This is a genomic window from Enterococcus innesii (assembly GCF_022846515.1).
In the GTDB taxonomy this organism is placed as follows: domain Bacteria; phylum Bacillota; class Bacilli; order Lactobacillales; family Enterococcaceae; genus Enterococcus_D; species Enterococcus_D innesii.
Map to the genome: position 1 here is coordinate 2,601,525 of NZ_AP025635.1, position 18,612 is coordinate 2,620,136.

An 18,612-nucleotide genomic window follows, 5' to 3' on the forward strand; every position below is an offset into this window, starting at 1 on the left:
TTTAGCACGTGAACAGTCTTACATTCCAATTAGTAACGAGCTCAGTCAATCGAAGAAGTCTCATTCTTTTGGCACACATGGAAAATGAACACGTTTTAAGTGTCAAGCAGCTTTCAGAAAAAGCAAGTATTTCCCGTCGAACCGTTTTGACCGATCTAAAAGCAATTCGTGCATTTTTTGGAGACACGATCTCTCTTAATGGGACACATCAAGGAATGAAGTTAGTGATCAACGATCATGATGAGTATGATAAAAAACGACGTTCCTATTATGAAAAAGAACCACTTATTTTATTAGTACAGGCTTTTTATGCAGGCCAGACGTTTCCTTTTCTAGCTTGGATTCGTGCCATGCACATTTCGGAATCTACGGCAAATCGACTTTTAAAAAAATTGCAAATGATTCTTGATGACTACGAACTGGTAGTAACAAAGTCTTCGATTGGTTTAGTAGGAGAAGAAATCAATCAGCGGAAATTTTTCTGGGATTTTTATTGTGAAACGCATTATTTTGACTTGCCACCAATCGATCACCAACTTCAAGAAGCTCTTATATTACGAATTGAGCAAGAAGTGGACATCATATCAAAGAAAAAAGTCATTAGTATTATCCGTTTATCTTTTCAGCGATCGACTTATGGCACATTGACTTTTGATAGCGAAATTAAGGCACTGGCGCAACAAGATCCACTTTATTTAGCGATCAACGAGACGATCCAAGAAAGTGGTAGTCTGCAAACGATAGCAAGAAAACGTATTTCTGAAGAGGCTTGCTTTATTTATTTAATGCTATACGCTCAATGGACACTTCGTGGTAAAACAAGGATTCCCCTGAGCAGTATTTTGACAAAGAGTACTCACTTTAACCAATTATTTGTTCATTTTTTGGAGCTGCACCATTCTTATCTTGAAAAACCTTGTTCTAACCAACAAATCGTTGAAGATTTTTTAGTACGTCAGTATGCAAAAGTTGGCTTAGCACCTACTTTTTTAAAGAATTCGGATAGTACAAATCATTTCGTGTGTTCTTTGCCATTCAATCTGTATGAGCCGTTGATCGCATTTATGGAAGTAAATGCGATTCCACATTATTTCGAAAATCGATTTTTCTCTGACTTTTGTTGTTCCTTCGTTCTGTACCTTTTTGGCAATCAATTGATCCGGATTTCTCGAAAAATCGTGGTGTTGCTTGCCAATAATTATGTGATTGATGAATGGATTTGTAGTATCTTTGAGCATCATTTTAGTGGTCGAATGGAAGTCCTGTATGAAGAACAGTTGTCGTTCAAACAAATCAATCAGCTTGATTGCGATACTTTGATCACTAACATCGTTCCGTTTGAATACACCATTGAAAAGCAGCCACAAATCTTTTTTCTACCTAAATACATTGGTTATAAGGAAACGATTAAGATAGTCGTTTCAATCTTAAATGAAGAACTACAGGATTTTTTCTGTGTCTAGCGAAAGTTCTTTTAAAAGGAAGCGTGGCAGGGAAAGGGGGAGTAATGAAGCTTTATAGACTCAGTTATCTTGTTGTATTGTCACTGATAGTATGTTGTTTGTTTCGTGTTGATCCGGTGTATGCCAAGGAAATTGTTACTAGCCGAACAGAAGGGGTCATCCGCTTTATTGGGGATAATAACAAAGAGTCCAATCCAAAGCCGCCGGCAGGTGAATGGCTACCACCTGGAGAAGAAGAAGGAGGTGGAAAAATCGAGGATCTTCCGCAATTAAATAGTCAACAAAGGGAAGTTTATTGGATCGGGGTGCTATTCGTTAGTGTTAGTGTAGGAATTTACGTGAAAAAACAAAGACTCTCCATTTGAAGACAAGAAAATAAGCTGTACTAGAGAATGAAGTCATTCTGAAATTTAAAGTAGGCACAATGGGGTTTAGTCACTCAAATGCATTTCCTATTGGGTTGAAAAGAAATCCGGACCACGCATCAATTAGAAAAAAGAAGAGGAGTATTAGTATGAAACGTATGAATTTAGTAACAATCGGCGTTATGAGTATCACCGTTCTATCTGGAGGAGTGACAGCTTTAGCAACATCAGTCATCCAAGGGATTACGGAAAATGAAGTAGAGTTCATTGCAGGGGACGATGAAGAGATCGATGTTGAATTACCTGAAAAAGAACCGGAAGTAGAAATCGATCCGATTGATCCAGATGTAAAAGGACCCTTTACTCTTGTTCATGTGCCAAAGCGTTTTGATTTTGGTACACAAGCAATCAGCACAGAACATGGGGCAGCGGCGATGCTTGCAGAGATGGAACGTTTGTCTGATGGTACAGGAACCGTTCCATATGTTTCTTTTGCTCAAGTATTGGACACTCGTGGGGAGCATAATGGCTGGACATTAAATGTTGATTTGGATCAATTCATGAGTACAGATGCTAGTTCTAGCCATCTATTACGGGGAGCCTATATTGAATTACGAGATCCGCAGATTCGCTCAAATGCTCTAGATCCTGAGACTTTTCCAAGCGCACCGATCGATCAGTTAAATCGTCAAATCATTGATGCTGGAAGTGAAGACAACACATTGATGACTGCTGCGGAGGGACAAGGAGCCGGAGTTTCGACAGTTCAGTGGGGAAACCAAACACTTCTGAATCAGAAGCATGAGGCTGGAGAAAGTGACATTCTGAATGAAGCAATTTGGCTTCATGTGCCAAAGGGAGCAAACCCTCAAGCGACTACTTATAAGGCGACTTTGACGTGGAATTTAAGTGCTACGCCAGAAAATTAATCGGTTCTGCTAAAAAGCAGTGCATCGAAGCTTCGTTTCGATGAAAAAACTCAGAAAATCACAATAGGTTTCTCTATTAAAACATTCTTGAACGGGAAATAGGAAAGTGGTTCAGGTAATAGGCAGGAGGCGCGTATTTCCTGCCTATTATGGAAGGAGCGGTTCAGTTATGAAAGGATATAACAAAAAATCAAGAATATCTAAGCAAGTGATGGGGATTGCTTTCCTGTTGTTTTTATTCATTGGCGCGCCCGGTATGAGTGGAGCAACAACACAATCGGAACTACCATTTCATGTAGTCCCAAATTTGCCACAAAGCCAACTAGCTGACGGAAACAGTGGTTACTTTGATCTGGAAATGGCACCAGGTACGAGTGATTTATTAGGTTTGACGATTCAAAACCATTCGACAGATGACATTGTGATTGAAGTTTCTGCACATACAGCTTTTACTAACGGAAATGGAGTTGTTGAATATGGCAAAGATGCGACTGAGCCAGATCCAACTTTGCTTCATTCACTAGCTGATCTGATCGATTCACCAGGTGAAATCACACTGTCAGCCAATGAAAAAAAGACGATCGAATTACCAATACATATGCCAGAAGCAGCCTTTGCTGGGAGTTTAGTTGGCGGTTTACGTATCCGTGAGGTGATAGCAGAAAACACCGATTCAGAGGTAGAGGGTGTTGCGATTCAAAATCGGTTTGCCTATATCTTAGGAGTCGTAGTGCGGAATGAGTCTTCCCTCATTGAACCAGAGCTTGCCTTGCTAGACGTCTTTCCTGGTCAAGTGAATTACCGAAATGCATTTCGGGCGACGTTACAAAATCCACAGCCGCGTTTCCTGAATCAGTTAGAGGTAGTGGCGACAGTGCGGCGAGCAGATCAGGAAGAAATTTTGTACGAGGCACAGCGAGAAGGAATGCAAATGGCACCAAACTCGCATTTTCATTTCCCCGTTTCCTTAGCTGGAGATCGCTTTTATAGTGGAGAATATGTAATGTCTTTGACGGCACGATCAGAGGGTGAGGAGTGGTCATGGGAGTATCCCTTTACGGTTGAAGCAGATGTTGCAAAGCATTTGAATCGTGAGGATGTTACCCTTGATCCTGAGGCAAATTGGTGGCTAATCAGCACATTTGGTTTAGTAATGGTCCTTCTTGGAACGATCATTTGGCTGTTATGGAAAAACAAAAAGCCGAGAACGGATACATAAGAAGCGAAAAAGGAGAGCTAGGAATGAAAAAGAAAAGCTTGGAACACTTGCTTCAATGGAGCCTTATTTTGATGTTGATTTGCTTGCCGAATGAGCCTTTCCTCATTGCTTTTGCTGAGACAGGAGAATCCGAGTTGGTGCAAACATTGGAGGAAAGCTCGCTGCTTGAGGAAATTGGCACACGCTCATTGCTCCCACAAGCGACTTTTGAGTTCAAGCAACCAAGATTTTCTGGTACTTTGGGCAACCCCCTCTTACTTGAATTGGTCAGTGATCTAGCGGTGGAAGAAGTGGTCCTAGAATTACCTCCAGAGCTTGAGGTGCTAACAGAGGAGCAACCATCAGAAAAAACAGTAATAAAAAAGGATACTAATCATTGGCAAATCAAGACAAGTCAAAGGCAGCAATCATTTGCTGTTCCGATCATTGCCAAACAGACGGGACGTTTTGTCGTAACAAGTGGAGGAGCAGAAGCCCTGGTCGAAATAAAGGCAGCAAATGATTCGAAAGAAGATACCCAAGAAGATACCCAAAAAGAGGTCGTGGAAACTGGCACTCTTGCATCTCAAGGGACAGATACCGGTGTTTCCGAGCAATCTGGAAGTAGTATAGAAAGCCCTCAAGATTTTTTAGAAGAAGCCGCAAGTGATGCCAGATCAAGTTCTTTTGACGGATCGGTTGTTGAAGTTGCTAGCATGGCCGAGTTCATGAGTGCCTTACAAAATCCAACTGTTTCGATTATTTCTTTGCAAGCGGATCTTACTCAATCTGCTAACAATGTGATGAATATCAATCGCTCCATCATGATTCAAGGAAACGGCCACACGCTGACGTTCAATAATAATAATGCTTATTTTCGCCTAACCACTGTAAACGAAGAAACGACTTTCCGTTTAGAAAATCTGAGCTATCATAAAACAGGAAATACTGCTTTGATCCAAACGACCAATATTTTAAGCCGCGATTGGGTCGTTGAGGTAGCGAATGTTGAAGAAGTCGCTACGAACCGTTCTCCGTTTATTTTGGCTCGAGAAGCAAAAGTTCATTTTACCGGTGGGATCAATCGTTTTGAAGCAATGACTATGGATTCAGATACTTTATTTAATCTCAAAGAAGTGGAAGCAAGCAACCAAGCACAAGTAATCATCAATAAGCCGAATATGTGGATTTTTTATACTGCACCAGATATTTCAGATCCTAGATTGTTGATTGATGAGGGAGCTCAAGTAACTATTGTGACGCAACAAGGGGCCGCGAATACTATCGACCTTCGCGGAGACAACGGAAAAGTCATACTCGACCACAACGCACACTTAGACATTCAAAGCCCCGGTGCCGCTACGAATGCCACGAATGAAGCAAATAATGCCCTTATTCTTTCTGGGAAAAATCCGACTTTTATTGCGGCAGAAAACGCTGTTTTTTCGATCAATGTTACGGAAAGAAAACGAGGACTTGCGCTTACTGGCGATCAGCCAGAATTGAGCATCCAGTCTCGTGCGGATGTATCGATCAAAACAGTGAATGCGAATGCCATACTTTTGAATGGAGGCACGCCATCCATGACGATCACTGGTGATAGAACGTTCCTCCGTGTCACGAATGAGTTTGCTGCAGAGGCTAATGCGATCGACATACGTGGAGATAATGGCGCCTTTTCCATTAGTGAAGAAGGATCGCTTTTCATACAAAGTCAAGGTGCAACGATCGAAGCTTCTAATAATCAAAATAATGCGATTATGATGAGTGGTGCCAATCCAAAGATGATTGTTAGTGAGGCTGCCTTCGTACAGATTGAAGCAACACAAAGGAGACGTGGCTTATTTTTGACAGGGGATAATCCTCACCTGGTGATTCAGTCTGGTTCAAAAGCAAACCTAACGGCAGGAAATGCTAATGCATTGCGAGTCGACGGAAAAAATGCCGATGTCACCATCACTGGACAAGATACTCATGTGTCGATTTCCAGCAAAATTACCGCAGCAGAAGGAGCAGCCTCTTTTGTTTTAACGACTCCAGCGAATGCCTCAGAATCAGGGGTGCTTATGGTCAGTGATTCAGCAGTATTGGAAGTCGAGAGTATTGACTCAAGTGCAATAAATGTCACTAGTCTGGGCTTTACCTTTGAGGTTCAAAGCAATGGGAAATTAATAACTAGCAGTCAATATGCTAATGGGGATCACGCGACGATCCGATTTTTATATTATGGTTTGGTAACTTTTCATGTGACCGATGGTGGTACAGTGAATGTCTTTAAAACAGGTGGCAGCGCTCCTTTGATTCGAATTCCTAGTGGAGGAAATTCGTTTGAAATATCGGATGGAGGCATCGTCGATCTTTATAATCCAGGTACAGGTACTCCTAGTGACGGCAATGTTGCTGGGGGAAACCAAGGGATTTTCTATGCAAGGGGTATCTATGAAAATGGCTCGGAAAATAATTTTTCGATCGTGGGTGTTAATAGTAAGTTTATGTGTGTAGCTAAGAGTGGTCCTGGGATTGATATGCACACTTATTTCAATTCAACGATTTATGTTGAACAAGGGTATTTTCAAGTGGAAGGACACACAAGTACGCCGAATGGAGGTGTCTTTCGTTCAGGAAATCTTTCTGTCATCTTGAACGATCCAGTCTTTTTTGATTTCCGTAACGAGCGCTTCGATGGTGGAAACATCTTCAGTGTCTCCAATCTATCAACATTAACTGCCACTAATAGTGATTTAGCTGTCTGGAGAAATGGTTCGAATCTTTCCGGTGATCCAGATTTAAACTTTCCAACCCTTGATTTTGCTTTTTCAGGTACTGATTTTGGTACATTGGGAGTGACGAATCAGCCAGATATACTGAATCTGGAGACTTTTGGAGACAAAGGATTGACAAACTATTCTCGAGTCAGTTCGAATAATGCACGCTGGGCGATTGCAGATGCTTTACGAGTTCCGACAAATGCCGATAAAAAAATCCATGGTAGAGTTAGTATCCCGGTTGGTTTTGATGGCACTCGCCCAGCGTGGGACAATGAAGCGAAAGTGACTGTAGAAATTGAAACTACTGCTGGTCACAAAGAGCGAGTCACGGCTAGTACGGTTGGACACACAGAGGAAAACCCCGGAATCAGTATTTATGGGGAAGAAGCGCAAGGAGGCGTTTTTGAAATTTCTTTAGCGGCGCCTTTGGAAGCAGGAACGACGGTTCGAATTGTAGCAGTCGAACTAACAAGTGGAGAGTTGACAGAAGGTGCGCTGAATCTAATTTTAGTCGGTCCTGTTGAAGTCTTTCCGATTATTCCCCCAACGCCCGCGGTTGTTTCTTCTTTGACACTTCTTGAAGAATCGACTGAACTACATGGCTATACAGAGGATAGAGAGGTTCAAATAAGCGCAACGCATAATGGCGTGTGGTTCAATACAGAGATGGCTGATATCGATGAAAATGGCCGATTTATCATTGACTTAAGTAGTCGTCAGCTAAAAGATGGAGATGAGATCCAAGTATTTCTGAAAGATTCTGTCGGTTCGGCGAAAGCAGCTGGTGTTCAGCATCCACCTGTCACAAATGATCAGACTGGCAATCAGAATCCTCCTTCAGAATTGTCCTTTCGTGATGCAGTTTTCCCCGCTGCTACAACGATCAAAATTGTAAAATCCGGTCCATTTCCGCCAGTTGATCCATTAGAACCAGAGATGGAAGTAGAGCCAGACAATCCTCCGCTCCTTCCTGATAACCAAGGAATGATCAGTCTTGATTTTGTCTCTCAGTTTCAATTTGGTCAAGTACCGATTCGTAGTACCAAAGGAACCTATTATGCGTTGCCTCAACAAATCAGTCAGGAAGGGACAAGTGACACCGCCGACCGACCGAACTATGTGCAGATTACTGATCAGCGTAAGCTATTGGCAGAAACGAGCTGGCGTTTAGCGGCGACATTTGATTCACAAGGGTTCCGCAATGAGGATAATGATCATTTAATTGGTGCGCAAATCAATTTACACAATCAATACCTTGCGACTGCTTCGACCAATGCTGATGCTAATATGCCAGAGCTTGCTGTGGCTGATGATGGTACCATAACTTTATTGCCCGGGGAAGCTCAGCTGCTGCTAACCGGTGGAAGCCGGAGTACTGGGACATGGATCTATCGTTTCGGCGATCAAGAGACGGCAGCTACCAGTGTTGAATTGGAAGTTCCGGCTGGTGCCAATCCAAAGACAGGGCGGTATCGGGCAACGATCGAATGGTCTTTGAGTAGTGTACCTGAGTGAAAAAATATCGGTACACCAATAGTGCTGTTTCAAGCATCAGAGGATTAAAAATATCCAACGACTGCCATAAGTTAGCTGTTTAAACTAACTCAGGGCAGTCGTCTTAGTATGCTTAGCCGTTTTTTGATTTACTAGGTGCGATTTTTTTGACATCTTGCAGAGTAAAATTATGGATGATTTTTGGGTTGATGGTTTTCAAAAAACTGTTCCAGTCTTCTGCATCTGGAATCGATTTGATTAGGAGGCACTCGACATCCAACAGATAGTCTTCAAGGTATTCAGCGTAATTCGTTACGACAAGATCAACCTTATTTCGTTCAACATAGTCCAAAGAAAATTCACAGGAATCAGGAAAATGCAGTGTATGGTAGCGCCCAAAATATTTGACAGCAAATGCATTAATATGAAGACAGATCAAAGCATCACCTTCTAAGAGAAAGGCGATCCGTCTAGGCGTGCCCCAATACTTTTCCTTCAAGCCTTCAAAATATAAGGTGAAACGGGCGCTGATTGCTTCTGTTGCAAAAATAGACTGGTTGAGAAGAAACTGTTTATTTTCCTCATACTCCACTGGGTATTGATTTTGAGCGTAGACCGTGATTTCTTCCATACTTCGATTATAGGTCGGAGAAATCAGTTGTTTGATTTTTTCTGTAATGAAGAAAGAGTGCAGAAAAACGAAATCGCGTGTCTTTTCATGGTCTGATATTTGTTGGAGCTGGCAAAACTGGGTCGTTAGCCCTTTTAACTCAGGCCAATGATCAAAGCGGTTGACGAATGAAATCTCAGCAAGATAGTTTTTTATGCCACGGTTGCTTGCCACAAGTGCAAAAAGATAGACCAACTCATCTAATGGTAAAGTCAAGGAGAAGGTGGTTTGTATACGCTGATTGAGACGTTGGAACTCTTGGAAGAATTCATCTGCTAAGACGATTCTTTTTAAATCTTCCGATAAAGCAACGGATTCCCCAGCTTGATAGCGTTCAAGGATAATATACAACCAATAACTGATATACCAAAAGGAAGAGGTGTTGTTGGTTTCACCACGAATCGTTTGAAAAAAATCTAAGACAATATTTTGGACAGCAATCGTTGGGCGAACGGTATGAGGGGTAGCGTCAGACTCGTAATAAAAGGTATGAAAGAATTTGCGAATATCTGTTTCTGATCCAATGAGGCGGAAATTTTTATGATCGACTGACAATTGAAAGGGAACCAGTGCTTTTTCAAAAAGTGATAAATAGCGCAAAAGTGAACTTTCAGAAACGTAAAAATACGCTGCCCATTCAGAAACGGACCGATACTCTCCTTTAAATTGATGCTCGAGAATAGCGAATAATGGTTCATTTTGAAGGAGTGCTCGTTTTAGTTCAATGTATTCTTTCGGCCGAACTTCATGAAAAGAATAGCCATTCGGGGTGGACTCGATCATCATCGTATCCCCAAAATAGCTCCTCAACTCCTCAATATCATAAATGATCGTGCGCCGAGAACGCTGCACAGCTTCTGACAACTCACGATTGGAAAGGGTCTTGTGTCGTTCCAAAAGATTTAATAGTTTCAACCAGCGATTTGTAGTAGCAGAGGTAATAAATGCCATTTGAAAATTTTTCATGATCAGCACTCCCATATGGTCTGTTTGATGGATCGTTTCTCACGTCTGATTATCAGATATTGGTAGGAGCAACGCAAGGGAAATGATTTTCTGGAGACCTATCATGGGCGATTCTTGAGAATGAACAGAAGTTCATTTTGCAATATAAGTAAAAGGGACAGTGCAGCGATTTGTTTTCAAAATCGTTGCATTGTCCCTTTTTTCATCAAGCAGTTGCAAACTGGCTGTTATATAGTTGGGCGTAAAGTGACTCTTGTGCCAGCAATTCTGTATGGGAACCTTTTTCGACGACAGAGCCGTCTTTCATTACTAAGATCAAGTCGGCATTTTTGATGGTAGAAAGACGATGGGCGATGATAAAGCTGGTTCGTCCTTGGGTCAAACGATCCATCGCCGTTTGGATCATTTGTTCCGTCCGTGTGTCGACACTGGAGGTGGCTTCATCAAGGATCAGGATCGTTGGGTCTGCTAAAATCGCCCGGGCGATCGTCAATAATTGTTGTTGTCCTTGAGACAGTTCGCTTTCGGAGCCAATGACGGTATCATAACCGTTGGGCAGGGTCCGCACGAAGTGGTCGCATTGGGCGGCTTTGGCGGCAGCCAAGATGTCTTCTCGAGTGGCATCGGGATTGCCATAAGCGATATTTTCAGCGATGGTTCCTTGGAACAGCCACGTATCTTGCAGCACCATACCGAATTTTTTCCGTACTGCCGGTGCCGAAAAGGACATCATGTCTTGATCGTCCAGCAAGATCTTCCCACCATTCAATGGATAAAAGCGCATCAAAAGATTGATCATGGTGGTTTTTCCAGCACCTGTTGGTCCGACGATCGCGACCGTTTGTTTTGGTTTGACGGAAAATTCGACGTTTTCCATCAGGAGTTTTTCCTTGTTGTAGCCAAAGGAGACGTGTTGAAAATCGATTTTTCCTTTGATGGTTTGTGGAACTGGCAGTTGCTGGGTCGCTGTTTCTTCTTCAGGATAATCAAGGATCTCAAAAATTCGTTCGAGAGATGCTAAGGCACTTTGCAAGGTATTCATAATATAAGAAGCTTGCGTGATCGGTTCAGACACTTGGTTGATGTATTGCAGATAGGCTTGTACGAGACCAATGGATAATTGCCCTTGCAACACCATCAGACCACCAACGACGGCACTTAAGATAAAGCCAATTTGATTGATAAAGCGCACGAAAGGATTGATCGCTGCACTGACGAACTGTGCTTTTCGAAAGGCTTTAAATTGGGCTTCGCTCAATTCCGCCATTTCCGCTTCAACGGCAACTTGCTGGTTGTAGGATTTGATCAGCGGATTTGCGGTATAAAACTCTTCCGCACGACTGCTGACAGCACCTAATGTTTCTTGGTTTTTGGTAAAGTAGCTCAAGTTTTTTCGTGCGAGAACGGTAGTCACAAAAGCACTCAAAAGCAAAATCAGGACCACACCGATCGTCAGTAATGGGCTGAGATAAAGCATGGCGATCAAGCCGAAGGTAATGCTGATAGTTGCCGTGATCAACTGCATCAAACCGACTTGCAAGACTTCGGATACTTTATCTAAATCGAGAATCACTCGGCTTAAAATATCGCCAGTATGATGTTTGTCGTAAAAACTGATAGGCAGGCGATTGAATTTGTCACTGATTTGTTTGCGTAAAGTCAAGGTCAGGGTTTCACTGACACTGGCCATCGTATACTCTTGCAGCAAGGAAAAGAGACTGATCAAAAGCCACGTTCCCGCTAATAGGACGACTGGACCTAAAATACTTTGCCAAAAATCATTGATCTGCCAGCCTTCTTGTTGAAACAAGGCAATCAGATTATCCAGTCCACGCCCCAAGATCAAAGGGGCGATGGACATCAGTAAGGAAAAGAACAAGGCGGAAGCGATAATCAGTAGAAAGCGGGCTTTTTGTTCCATCAGCAAACGCAGCAAACGTCGGCTTGTATGTTTCATGTTTTTTGGTGTATCCATTGTTTGTTTACTCATCCTTCATTCCTCCCATTCCTTGAGATGAGGCAAACTCTTGATAAGTTTGGCAATTGCGTAATAATTCTTCGTGGGTTCCTTTACCGACCATTTTGCCGTTATCCAAGACAATGATTTGATCGGCATTTTTGACGGTCGATACCCGTTGAGCCACGATAATGACGGCGGCATGTTTCGTGTATTCTTTCAATGCACGCCGCAAGTTGGCGTCTGTTTGATAATCCAAAGCAGAAAAGCTGTCGTCAAAGAAGTAGATTTCTGCGGGCTTTGTCAGCGCTCGGGCAATACTCAATCGTTGCTTTTGACCGCCAGAGAAATTGCTGCCTTTTTGAGCAACTGGACTTTCATAACCTTCAGGCAAGCCTTCGATAAATGACTTGGCTTGAGCAACTTCAGCAGCTTTTGCCATCGCCTCATGGGTTGCTGGACGATTGCCGAAACGCAGGGTTTCTTGAATCGTGCCGCTAAGCAAGAGCGCCTTTTGCGGGACATAACTAATTTGGTCCCGTAATTCGGCTTGTGAGATCTCTTTGATGTTGCGGTCAAAAAGCGTGATCGAACCAGCAGTCACATCTTTGAAACGCAACAGCGCTTTGGCGATGGTGCTTTTGCCAGAGCCAGTTCCGCCAACGATTGCTGTCGTTTTGCCTCGGTGGATCTCAAAGCTGATATCTTCTAAGACAGGTTCTTCGGCGCCTTCATACGTAAATTGCACCTGATTGAAAGCGGCGATCGTTTCTGACTCGGCGGTCTTGTTTAAGGTTTGGTCACCGTCGATCAAATCAATTGGTTCTTCTAATACTTCTTCGATCCGTTGCAAGGAAGTCAAGCCTTTAGGTACCATCACGATCACCATCGCTGCCATGGTCAAAAACCAAAGACTCAGGATCGTGTATTCGATGATGGCAGTAATACTACCAATAGCAAGGTGGCCCTGCAGACTTTGATAGCCGCCGTAGACAAGGATGGTCGAAATAGAGAGTCCCATTACTAAATTGACGGTCGGATTCAAGACAGCAAAGAGGCGATTGACTTGGATCATGGTTTTCGCATATTCCGTCAAGGTTTGATCTGTCCGTGCTTTTTCGTAAGCTGCTTTGTCGAATGCTCGAATCACCCGAGCGCCGGTAAAGGTTTCTCGTAAGATCCGCATCATTTTATCGACTAGCTTTTGCGTGATTTGTGATAATGGGATCGCTTTGCGGATCACTCCATAAGCGATCAATGAAAAACATAGGATCGCTACGATTGGGACCCAAATCATCCGTAAAGAGACGGTGCCGGTTAGAAAAATCGAAGCTGCGACGATCATTGGGGCTGGCAAAATCATTTGCAGCGCCATCATCAAAATTTGTTGGATGTTGTTGATGTCGCTGGTGGTACGTGCCAGCAAAGTGGGCGTACCATAGCCATCAACAGCGGATACAGAGAGTTCCTGTGTTTTTTTGAAAAGGCGCATCCGCAAAAAATGCCCGAATTTTCCTGAAAGGTGGGCAGATAAATAACTACCGCCTACCGAGACGATCACGGTGCCGATGGCAATGGCAAACATCCACCAGCCATTGTGCCAAATGGCTGTCGTGTCGACTTTCAAGATCCCTTCATCAATGATTTTTGCCAAAAAATACGGCAACAGGAGTGTGCCGAAGGATTGGACCAGCATCAAAAGAAATAAACTGAAAAAGAAGCGTCGTTCTTCTTTATAAAATAACTGTAATTGTTTCATGATTTCCCTCCAAAAATGTTGTTCTATGGTAGAATAAACTGTAACGTAACGTTACAGTCAAGCAAGGAGTGAAATTTTTTGAAAAAACAATTGACCATCAGTGAGATGTCCGCTTATGCCGGTGTGAGTCGGCGTACATTGATTTATTATGATCAGATCGATCTGTTCAAACCTCATTCAATAGGTGCCAATGGCTATCGCTATTACGGCTTTGAACAATGCCTTGAGTTAGACGTGATTTTGATGTTGCGTTCTTTAGACATGCCCTTGCAAGACATTCGCCAATTTTTGAAAAACCGCAACCCGGAATACACGCAAAAGGAACTTGTGGAACGGCGAGGAGAAGTCCGTGACAAAATCGCAGCGCTACAAGAATTGGAACGAACTTTTGATCGCTATATTCAACGCTATGAAAAAGTACAGGAAGCTGATTTTGAGACCTTTACGATAGCGCATCATAAAGCAGAGGCGTTTATCGTTTCTGAAGAGATCGCCGGCGATGATCCAGAATCTGCTTATCAAGTGTACGCTCGTTTTTATCCATTAGTGGATTATAAAGATGCCTTCAGTGGCTACCCCATTGGCTTTTTAAGTGCCGGAACGACGTTGGAGGATCAGACTTTTCACGCATCTCCTTATCGGGCATTGATCTTGATTCCCCAAGATCGGCTACATCTCTATCCGGAAAAGCTGATTATCACCCGTCCCGCTGGTACATATGTTTCTGGGTTTGTCAGTGAAGGAGAGGAACAAATTGCCGCTTTTACCCACCGCATCCGAGCCTTTCTAAAAGAGAAGCAGTTGAAGATCGATGGCGATGTTTGGGAATTGTTATGGCAAGATGAAGTCTTTACCACACAAAAAGACTTGCAGATATTTGAAGTGATGGTTCCAGTGAAGCCAGAGTAGTGGAACGTGCAACCTTAGTATGAAGGAAACGAAAATCAAAATACTTAATAACAATGGTTGTTGCCACTGGCTTTTCAATAGAAGCAAAGGAGATGACTAAGGCAGATCCCTTCCCTACAAAGGGCCCTGTGAAGCGTTGAAATTCCCATTTTCCTTTTTTCTCGTTATACTTGAAAGAACAGATGAGAAAAAAGGAGAAATTTTAATGAAAAAAGAAACAGGATTACGCTCGCTGTATGCGTTGATTGGTGTCGCCATTTTAGGATTTGGGGCGGCATTGCTGCGGGTCGGCGGAGTGGGGCTAGACCCATACACGGCAGCCAATATCGGTGTCGGTGAGTTGCTAGGGTTATCCCTTGGGGTCTATCAATTGATGATCAATATCGCTGTCCTAGTATTGATTTTTATCTTTGGCCGTCGCCATATCGGTATCGGCACGGTCATCAATATGGTGCTCACAGGATTCTTCATCGACTTTTATACCAATGTTTTTGATTGGTTATCCGTCGGTCCGAATAATTGGTGGCAGCAAGGTTTGTTCTTGTTGATCGGGATTATCTTCTTTACCTTCGGAGCTTCATTTTATATGTCAGCGAATTTGGGCAGCGCCCCCTATGACGCGATCGCCCCAACCATCGTCGATCAGACGAAAGCTAATTATCGAGTGGTGCGGGTGATTCAAGACGTTGCCTTTGCCTTGATTGGACTCTTTACAGGCGGACCAATCGGGATCGGAACCTTCATCAGTGCCTTTTTAGTAGGCCCACTGATCAAATTCTGGGACAACCGTGTCTCTCAGCCATTCATCGAAAGCAGTGTCAAAAAAGCGATTTTTAAATAAAAAAGGTCTGCAGCAAAGAGAAGTCGAAGCGATTTAGTCGCCCACTTCACTCAGCTGCAGTTTTTTTGCCATTTGATCAAGGAATTCTTGCATAATTGCTTCTCAGTCGCTAGAATAAAAAAGCCGAGGAGGGGTAAGTATGCAATTACCAACACCATTTATTGAAAAATACCAACGGTTGTTAGGAGAAGAAGCACCAGCTTTTTTTACCGCTTTGACCGATAATCAGCCAGTCAAAGGCTTTCGCTTGAATGTTGCCAAGCCGCACGCACAAGCGATGCTGGCAAAATATGGACCAGCCGCTGTACCCGCCCCCTATGCAGAAGCTGCTTATATTGGCGAAGTCAAAGGCCGTTCACTGCTCCATCAAGCTGGCTATGTCTACAGCCAAGAACCTAGTGCGATGATCGTAGCAACGATCGCAGCCGCTCAACCAGGGGAGCGGGTCTTAGATTTATGTGCGGCACCAGGGGGCAAAACAACGCAGCTGGCAAGCCAATTACAAGGAAAAGGGCTGCTTGTAGCAAATGAGATTTTCCCCAAGCGTGCCAAAATCTTATCAGAAAATGTGGAGCGTTGGGGCTTTCCAAATGTAGTCGTCACCAATCAGGCGCCGCAAGAATTGAGCCGCCATTTTCCTCAGTTTTTTGACAAGATCGTGGTGGACGCCCCATGTTCTGGTGAAGGGATGTTTCGTAAAGATCCCGTCGCCTTAGAAGAATGGCAAGCAGATACACCTGAGCAGTGTGCGATCAGGCAAAAAGACATTTTGGCACAAGCCGTTGCGATGCTAAAACCGGGGGGCCAGCTGATCTATTCCACCTGTACCTTTGCCCCAGAAGAAAACGAAGCGATGATGGCTTGGTTAATGGAGGAGTATCCCTTCGCGATCGAAGCGATCGACTTGGACAATGTATCTCATGGGCGCAGCGAGTGGGGAGAGGCACCAGGGATTGAGAAAACGATCCGCTTATGGCCGCATTTAAACCAAGGAGAAGGTCATTTCGCTGCGAAATTGACCTCCCAAGCAGAAGCAGCGCCAGTGAAAAAGAAGAAAAAAGGCAAAGGAGCGACAGCTAAGAGCCCATTAGATGCAGCGACTCAAAAGTTGTGGCAAGCCTTTCGCAAGGGTTTTCCTTTTTTACAGGCACTGAATGCGACGCCACAGCTGCTAGGTGAAAACCTCTGGCTCGTTCCTGAAGAAATGCCTTCTTTAAAAGGGATCAAGTTTATGCGCCCAGGTTTGCATGTCGGCGTCGTTAAGAAGAATCGGATCGAACCAAGTTATGCGTTGGCATTGGCGATCCATGCAGAAGAAGGGGCACCGATAGTGCCGATCACTTTGCCGCAATGGCAACAGTATGTGGCAGGTGAAACCTTGAGCGTGTCAGGAAATGCTGGGTGGGTGATTTTGACAGTCGATGAGATCCCCGTCGGTTTTGGAAAACAAGTCCAAGGAACCGTGAAAAACTTCTTTCCTAAAGGATTAAGATTCAAAGCGATTTAAACGAAATAGTGTTTTTATTTCAGTCCTCGTGCTATGATGGAAGTAGCAAAATAAGGGAGCTGATCGATATGAAAACATCATCAAAAGTAACGATTGGATTAAGCATTGCAGCGATCGCTGGGATCACTACTGCCGTCGTTGTATCAGACAAAGTATTCAATAAAGTACGCTTCGCTTGCAACCGACACAAAGTAAAGAAATTTGTCGATGACAAATTCAACGGCAATGAAAAATTGCTGGATGTCGTAGACGGCTTGTCTGACAATGAATTGGATTCGTTGTTAGGTGTGATGAAAAAAGTCAATGAGGGCCGCAACAAAATCTCTGTTTACGGAGACAATATCAAAGATTCGACAGAACATGTCAAAGACAAGTTGACGAGCTTTGTTGATTCCGTCTTTTAAGCCAATCATTCCATTTGAAACTCGCAGGGACATCGGTCTTTGCGAGTTTTTCTCGTCTTTCTAAGCGTTTTTCGTTATACTAACAAGGAAATGCACGAAATGGTGCGAGGTAGAGGAGTGAAAGAGAAGTCGTGGAAAAAACAAGTACCTTGACTGCCGAGGAAAAAGCCTTTTTTATGGAAGAAGCAATCAAAGAAGCCCGAAAAGCAGAAGGTTTGGCAGAAGTACCGATCGGTGCTGTTGTCGTCTTGGATGGCAAAGTCATTGGTCGTGGGCACAATCTACGAGAAACGCAGCAACAAGCCGCAGCGCATGCGGAGATGTTTGCGATCGAAGAAGCCTGTCGCACGGTCGGAAGTTGGCGCTTAGAACAAGCGCAGCTGTTTGTGACCTTGGAACCATGCCCGATGTGCAGTGGAGCGATGTTATTGGCACGGGTGGAAGAAGTGTATTTTGGTGCCTACGATCCCAAAGGCGGCACTGCCGGTACATTGATGAATCTATTGGAAGATGAGCGCTTCAACCATTGGTCCTATGTGGAAGGCGGCATTTTAGAAGAAGCATGTGGACAGCTGCTAACAGATTTTTTCCGAGCATTACGAGAAAAGAAAAAACAAAAAAAGGCTGGCAATCTCTAACGAAATACGTTATACTAAGTTTTGCCGAAAGGCTAGGACAATGGAGGTCTTGTGAAGCGTGTCAGATCCGGAAGGAAGCAGCACTAAGCAGGATTCTCCATGTGTCTGATTGAAAAACTGCTTGTTTAGAAGAAAGCAGTAGTACTAAATGAATCGATGACCATTCAAACCTGAGACAGACTGTCTTAGGTTTTTTTATTTTTTAAATTCTTTGTGAAACCAAGGGCTGTTCTAATTGTATTCTGCTTTAAATTTAGGCAATCGATAGCAGCTCTTAGAGGGGTAAGTTGTATTTTTGATACAAAGGCTTTATTCCTGTTGAGAACCTTACTCTGATAACTTTTCCGTTGGCGATTTTTATACTCTCAAAAACTAATAATGGTACATATCATAGGGGTGAATGATGATAGAGAATATCTTTTTTTTTGCTCTCAAAGAATCAGTAGTTCTGACGAACTGAAACATGGATTACCTCCTCTTGGTATTCGATAGAATCTTCGTTTCAAGAACTCTTCATTTTCGCTTCAACGAATTGCCGTGGCCGTGTTATCGATAGAACTTCCCCAAATTAATCAGAAAAAATCGCTTTCCTTTTTACAGTTAGAAAAGTGATTTTTTCTTTTGAACAACTGTCACTGCAACTGTTTCTTTTTTATAAAAAGTCACCATTCTTTTCCAAGCATTCCAATGGTTTCCCAGAGATTTTATGCTATGCTTATTTTGTAGAGAATTCCGTCGTCTTTC

13 protein-coding genes and 1 other RNA gene are annotated in these 18,612 nt (G+C 43.3%); 11 read left to right on the forward strand and 3 right to left on the reverse strand.

The window, feature by feature from the left end; genetic code table 11:
• Window positions 1-8: 8 nt before the first annotated feature.
• The 5 genes from ENLAB_RS12160 to ENLAB_RS12180 all read left to right on the forward strand — a co-directional run bounded on the left by ENLAB_RS12160 (window position 9) and on the right by ENLAB_RS12180 (window position 8,238).
• Window positions 9-1,463, forward strand: coding sequence for a helix-turn-helix domain-containing protein (locus ENLAB_RS12160; RefSeq protein WP_244351315.1), 1,455 nt, complete (start codon window positions 9-11; stop codon window positions 1,461-1,463).
• Window positions 1,464-1,507: 44 nt separating this feature from the next.
• Complete coding sequence (locus ENLAB_RS12165; RefSeq protein ID WP_216682276.1) at window positions 1,508-1,828, forward strand: cell wall protein; 321 nt, start codon at window positions 1,508-1,510, stop codon at window positions 1,826-1,828.
• A gap of 149 nt (window positions 1,829-1,977) precedes the next feature.
• The gene (locus tag ENLAB_RS12170) at window positions 1,978-2,757 is read left to right on the forward strand and encodes a WxL domain-containing protein (protein WP_244351318.1); all 780 of its coding nucleotides are present in this window, start codon (window positions 1,978-1,980) and stop codon (window positions 2,755-2,757) included.
• Window positions 2,758-2,926: 169 nt separating this feature from the next.
• The gene (locus tag ENLAB_RS12175; protein WP_244351321.1) at window positions 2,927-3,976 is read left to right on the forward strand and encodes a WxLIP family cell surface protein; all 1,050 of its coding nucleotides are present in this window, start codon (window positions 2,927-2,929) and stop codon (window positions 3,974-3,976) included.
• A gap of 23 nt (window positions 3,977-3,999) precedes the next feature.
• Entirely contained in the window at window positions 4,000-8,238 is a 4,239-nt protein-coding gene (locus ENLAB_RS12180; RefSeq protein WP_244351322.1) for a WxL domain-containing protein, read from the forward strand.
• A gap of 112 nt (window positions 8,239-8,350) precedes the next feature.
• Here ENLAB_RS12180 and ENLAB_RS12185 read toward each other — a convergent pair whose 3' ends face one another.
• The 3 genes from ENLAB_RS12185 to ENLAB_RS12195 form a co-directional block, all read right to left on the reverse strand.
• Window positions 8,351-9,853 (reverse strand): AcpB/EbpR/MafR family transcriptional regulator, encoded by a 1,503-nt coding sequence (locus ENLAB_RS12185; RefSeq protein WP_140966592.1) that lies wholly within the window; start codon window positions 9,851-9,853, stop codon window positions 8,351-8,353.
• 205 nt (window positions 9,854-10,058) lie between these two features.
• Entirely contained in the window at window positions 10,059-11,843 is a 1,785-nt protein-coding gene (locus ENLAB_RS12190; protein WP_081119047.1) for an ABC transporter ATP-binding protein, read from the reverse strand.
• Entirely contained in the window at window positions 11,836-13,569 is a 1,734-nt protein-coding gene (locus ENLAB_RS12195; RefSeq protein WP_244351324.1) for an ABC transporter ATP-binding protein, read from the reverse strand. Before ENLAB_RS12195 ends, ENLAB_RS12190 begins: the two co-directional genes overlap by 8 nt.
• A 105-nt stretch (window positions 13,570-13,674) precedes the next feature.
• On the opposite strand from ENLAB_RS12195, the gene ENLAB_RS12200 reads away from it, so the two are divergent.
• The 6 genes from ENLAB_RS12200 (at window position 13,675) to ffs (ending at window position 17,984) form a co-directional block, all read left to right on the forward strand.
• The gene (locus tag ENLAB_RS12200; protein ID WP_200126222.1) at window positions 13,675-14,478 is read left to right on the forward strand and encodes a MerR family transcriptional regulator; all 804 of its coding nucleotides are present in this window, start codon (window positions 13,675-13,677) and stop codon (window positions 14,476-14,478) included.
• Window positions 14,479-14,683: 205 nt separating this feature from the next.
• Window positions 14,684-15,319, forward strand: coding sequence for a YczE/YyaS/YitT family protein (locus tag ENLAB_RS12205; RefSeq protein ID WP_010748831.1), 636 nt, complete (start codon window positions 14,684-14,686; stop codon window positions 15,317-15,319).
• Window positions 15,320-15,458: 139 nt separating this feature from the next.
• Window positions 15,459-16,826 carry an RsmB/NOP family class I SAM-dependent RNA methyltransferase gene (locus ENLAB_RS12210; protein WP_194194860.1) on the forward strand — a complete coding sequence of 456 codons (1,368 nt, stop codon included), beginning with the start codon at window positions 15,459-15,461 and terminating at the stop codon, window positions 16,824-16,826.
• A gap of 68 nt (window positions 16,827-16,894) precedes the next feature.
• Window positions 16,895-17,230 (forward strand): hypothetical protein, encoded by a 336-nt coding sequence (locus tag ENLAB_RS12215; protein ID WP_005227636.1) that lies wholly within the window; start codon window positions 16,895-16,897, stop codon window positions 17,228-17,230.
• 131 nt (window positions 17,231-17,361) lie between these two features.
• On the forward strand, window positions 17,362-17,868 hold the full coding sequence (gene tadA / locus ENLAB_RS12220; RefSeq protein ID WP_081119050.1) for a tRNA adenosine(34) deaminase TadA: 507 nt from the start codon (window positions 17,362-17,364) through the stop codon (window positions 17,866-17,868).
• 29 nt (window positions 17,869-17,897) lie between these two features.
• An RNA gene (gene ffs, locus ENLAB_RS12225) (signal recognition particle sRNA small type) lies at window positions 17,898-17,984 on the forward strand.
• Window positions 17,985-18,612: the final 628 nt, after the last annotated feature.

Excerpts from the sequence above, each read along its gene's own strand:
- ENLAB_RS12185 (WP_140966592.1), bottom strand. The coding sequence starts at position 9,853 with ATGAAAAATTTTCAAATGGCATTTATTACCTCTGCTACTACAAATCGC.
- ENLAB_RS12180 (WP_244351322.1), top strand. The coding sequence starts at position 4,000 with ATGAAAAAGAAAAGCTTGGAACACTTGCTTCAATGGAGCCTTATTTTG.
- ENLAB_RS12215 (WP_005227636.1), top strand. The coding sequence starts at position 16,895 with ATGAAAACATCATCAAAAGTAACGATTGGATTAAGCATTGCAGCGATC.
- ENLAB_RS12195 (WP_244351324.1), bottom strand. The coding sequence starts at position 13,569 with ATGAAACAATTACAGTTATTTTATAAAGAAGAACGACGCTTCTTTTTC.
- ENLAB_RS12205 (WP_010748831.1), top strand. The coding sequence starts at position 14,684 with ATGAAAAAAGAAACAGGATTACGCTCGCTGTATGCGTTGATTGGTGTC.
- ENLAB_RS12210 (WP_194194860.1), top strand. The coding sequence starts at position 15,459 with ATGCAATTACCAACACCATTTATTGAAAAATACCAACGGTTGTTAGGA.
- ENLAB_RS12175 (WP_244351321.1), top strand. The coding sequence starts at position 2,927 with ATGAAAGGATATAACAAAAAATCAAGAATATCTAAGCAAGTGATGGGG.
- ENLAB_RS12170 (WP_244351318.1), top strand. The coding sequence starts at position 1,978 with ATGAAACGTATGAATTTAGTAACAATCGGCGTTATGAGTATCACCGTT.
- ENLAB_RS12200 (WP_200126222.1), top strand. The coding sequence starts at position 13,675 with ATGTCCGCTTATGCCGGTGTGAGTCGGCGTACATTGATTTATTATGAT.
- ENLAB_RS12190 (WP_081119047.1), bottom strand. The coding sequence starts at position 11,843 with ATGAGTAAACAAACAATGGATACACCAAAAAACATGAAACATACAAGC.
- ENLAB_RS12165 (WP_216682276.1), top strand. The coding sequence starts at position 1,508 with ATGAAGCTTTATAGACTCAGTTATCTTGTTGTATTGTCACTGATAGTA.